The 3,427-nt window shown below is 69.0% G+C and carries 3 protein-coding genes; all 3 read left to right on the forward strand.

Features of this window, described 5'->3' with window-relative positions:
• On the forward strand, positions 1–919 hold a 919-nt coding region (locus tag RWR81_RS13020), incomplete at its 5' end, for a molybdopterin-dependent oxidoreductase (RefSeq protein WP_314458143.1).
• The gene (gene nuoH / locus RWR81_RS13025) at positions 916–2,547 is read left to right on the forward strand and encodes an NADH-quinone oxidoreductase subunit NuoH (RefSeq protein WP_314458144.1); all 1,632 of its coding nucleotides are present in this window, start codon (positions 916–918) and stop codon (positions 2,545–2,547) included. The genes RWR81_RS13020 and nuoH, both read left to right, overlap by 4 nt.
• Positions 2,540–3,253 carry an NADH-quinone oxidoreductase subunit NuoI gene (gene nuoI / locus RWR81_RS13030; protein ID WP_314458145.1) on the forward strand — a complete coding sequence of 238 codons (714 nt, stop codon included), beginning with the start codon at positions 2,540–2,542 and terminating at the stop codon, positions 3,251–3,253. The genes nuoH and nuoI overlap by 8 nt, the downstream gene beginning before the upstream one ends.
• Positions 3,254–3,427: the final 174 nt, after the last annotated feature.

Here is a 3,427-nt window from a genome sequence, read left to right on the forward strand (position 1 = left end):
GCGCGGAGGCATCGAGGCGGGCCTGCTGCCCGGGCTTCTTCCCGGCGGTCGCCCCGTGGCCGACCCGGAGGCCCGCGCCCAGGTCGAGCGGGCCTGGCAGATGGGTCCCGAGCACTTCCTGCCCACGTCGCTGGGCCGAGACACCACCGGGATCCTCTCCGCCCTCCTGGACGGGACCCTGGGCGGCGCCGTCGTCGGCGGCATCGACCTGCGTGACTTCCCCGACCCGGGCCTGGCCCGCGCCGCTCTGGCCGCCAGCGGCTTCACCGTCCAGCTCGAGGTGCGCCGCAGCGAGGTCAGCGAGCACGCAGACGTCGTCCTGCCCGTGGCCCCGGCCGTGGAGAAGAACGGCACCTTCGTCAACTGGGAGGGACGCGTGCGCCCCTTCGGTCAGGCCCACGTCTCGCGGGCCCGCACCGACCGCCAGGTCCTGGGGATGCTCGCCGATGAGATGGGCGTCGACCTCCAGGTCAACGACCTGGCTGCTTTGCATGAGCAGCTCGCCGCCCTGGGTCTGTGGCGCGGACGGCGCATGCCGGTGGCCTTCGGCCATACCCCGATGACCGCAGCCGAGGCGTCGATCGTCGTCGGCGATGTGGAGGCGCGCCTGACCACCCACAAGCCCATGCTCGACGCCGGGCGCCTCCAGGACGGAGAACCCTTCCTGGCCGCCACCGCCCTGCGTCCCATCGCCCGGGTGGGCACCGATCTCGCCCGGCGCCTGTCGCTGAGCGGCGGTGAGGAGGTGACCGTGTCGACCACCACCGGATCGATCACCCTGCCGGCCGTCGTCGGCGGCGTCAGCGACGGAACCGTGTGGCTGCCCGAGTGCTCGGCCGGATCCACCGTCCACCAGACCCTGGGTGCCGGTCACGGCTCCCGGGTCACCCTGAACCATGCAGCGGAGGTACTGAGGTGAACCCGATCCACGCGGCTCAGGCCGCCGTTGACGACGTCGTCTCCCGTGGCGGCGTGGTCGCCGACTTCTCCGCCGAGACCTGGTGGCTGACCCTCATCAAGGCCGTCTTCATCGTCGCCTTCCTCATCATCAGCGTCATCATGGCCCTGTGGGTGGAGCGGCGCGGTCTGGGCCGTATGCAGACCCGCCTGGGTCCCAACGTCAACGGGCCGCTCGGACTGCTCCAAGCGGTCGCCGACGCCGGCAAGCTCATTATGAAGGAGGACTTCTGGCTCAAGGGGGCAGAGAAGATCATCTACCTCCTGGCCCCGCTCATCGCCGCCTTCAGCGCCTTCATGGTCTACGCGGTCATCCCCTTCGGGCCGCAGGTGAGCATCTTCGGTCACTCCACGCCCCTGCAGCTGACCGACTTCCCGGTGGCGGTCCTCTACATCCTGGCCATCACCGCCTTCGGCGTCTACGGCATCATCCTGGGCGGCTGGTCCACCCACTCCACCTACCCGCTCTTCGGCGCCGTGCGCAGTGCCGCTCAGGTCATCTCCTACGAGCTGAGCATGAGCCTGTCCATCCTCACGGTCTTCCTGGCCTCGGGGACCATGTCCACCTCCGGGATCGTCAGTGCCCAGCAGCGGATCTGGTGGGCCGTGGCGATGCTGCCCAGCTTCGTCATCTACGTCATCTCCATGGTCGGTGAGGTCAACCGTCTTCCCTTCGACCTTCCAGAGGCCGAGGGTGAGCTCGTCGCCGGCCACATGGTCGAGTACTCCTCGATGAAGTTCGCCTGGTACTTCCTGGCCGAGTACATCAACATGTTCAACGTCTCGGCCGTGTGCGTCACCTTGTTCCTGGGCGGCTGGCGCTCCACGATCCTCAGCCTGTTCTGGGAGGGCGCCAACTCCGGCTGGTGGCCGATGCTGTGGTTCGTCGGCAAGGTCTGGGCGGTCATGTTCTTCATGATCTGGACCCGAGGCACCCTGGTGCGCATCCGCTACGACCACTTCATGAAGCTGGGCTGGAAGGTCCTCATCCCGGTCTCCCTGGTCTGGTTCGTGCTGGTGGCGGTGGTACGCGCCTTCCGCACCTTCTCCGGCCTCTCCCCGCAGGCCCTGATACTGCCGCTGGTGGGCTTCTTCTGCTTGGCGATGCTCGTCGTCTTCCTCATCCCCGACAAGGAGGACGAGGAGGAGCACTACGACGAGTATGACGACGCAGATGATGACGTTGAGATCATGGGTGCCGACGACGACCACGTCGCCTTCCTCGAGGGCTTCCCCGTCCCTCCGCTGCCGGGCCAGTCCCTGCCGCCCTCGCCGCGCGCCCGCCGTGCCGCCCTTGCCGCAGACTCTGATGGTCCTGAGGCCGGTTCGGCGACCGCCGTCGGCCTTCTGGACGATGTCGAGCGCGAGGACGACGACGCGACTGAGGCCGCCGACTCCGTCGGGTCCCCCGACTCAGCGGGTACTGGCAAGACCACTCCGATCCGGGTCAGCACGGACACCGCCACCGCCCTGCCCACCTTCACCCTTGGCTCCACGGCCGGAACGGCCAGTGACAAGGCCGCAGACAAGGCCGCAGACAAGGCCACCGACGAGGCCGCTGAGGCACCCCAGGAGGGAAAAGATGACTGATCGCCGCCCCAACCGCTCCCGGGGCTCCCAGCACGACGACTGGCTGCGCGACGCCCCCTCCGCCCTGGCCCGGGCCTTCGCGCCCGTGGCGGGCTACGGGGTCACCATCTCCTCGATGTTCCGCCCGGTGGTCACCGAGCAGTACCCCTTCGAGCCCGCCCAGGTGATGCCCCGCTACCACGGCCGTCATCGGCTCAACCGCTACGACGACGGCCTGGAGAAGTGCATCGGCTGCGAGCTGTGCGCCTGGGCCTGCCCCGCCGACGCGATCTACGTCGAGGCCGCCTCCAACGAACCCGGTGCCCAGTACTCGCCCGGTGAGCGCTACGGGCGCGTCTACCAGATCAACTACCTGCGCTGCATCTTCTGCGGCATGTGCATCGAGGCCTGCCCCACCCGGGCCCTGACCATGTCCACCGACTTCGATGAGCTCGTCGGCCCCGGACGCGAGGGCCTCATCTACGAGAAGGAGGACCTCCTGGCGCCCGTGCCCGACGGCGCCGTCGCCGCCCCTCACCCCATGGTCGAGGGCACCGAGGACGGCGACTACTACCGCGGTCGGGTCAGCGGCTCCACCCAGGCCCAGATCGACTGGGTTCGCGCCCACCGGCCCGACGACCCCAGCCTGGCCGGCGCTCGCGCCAAGGCCGTCTCCACCGCCTCCAGATGGGGCGCCAAGCAGATCGTGAAGGGGGTCGTGCGATGAACGTCCTGCTGTCCGGAGCCTTAGCCGCTGCCCCCGCCGCCATGAACGGCGACGGTCGCATGGGACTTGGCGAGGCCATCGTGTTCATCGTCGTCGCCCTGGTCAGTGTGGCCTGCGGAATCGGCGTCCTGACCGCCAAGCGGGCCGTGACCGCCGCCATCAACATGATCGGCA

This window comes from uncultured Actinomyces sp., assembly GCF_963526355.1.
GTDB lineage: Bacteria > Actinomycetota > Actinomycetes > Actinomycetales > Actinomycetaceae > Actinomyces.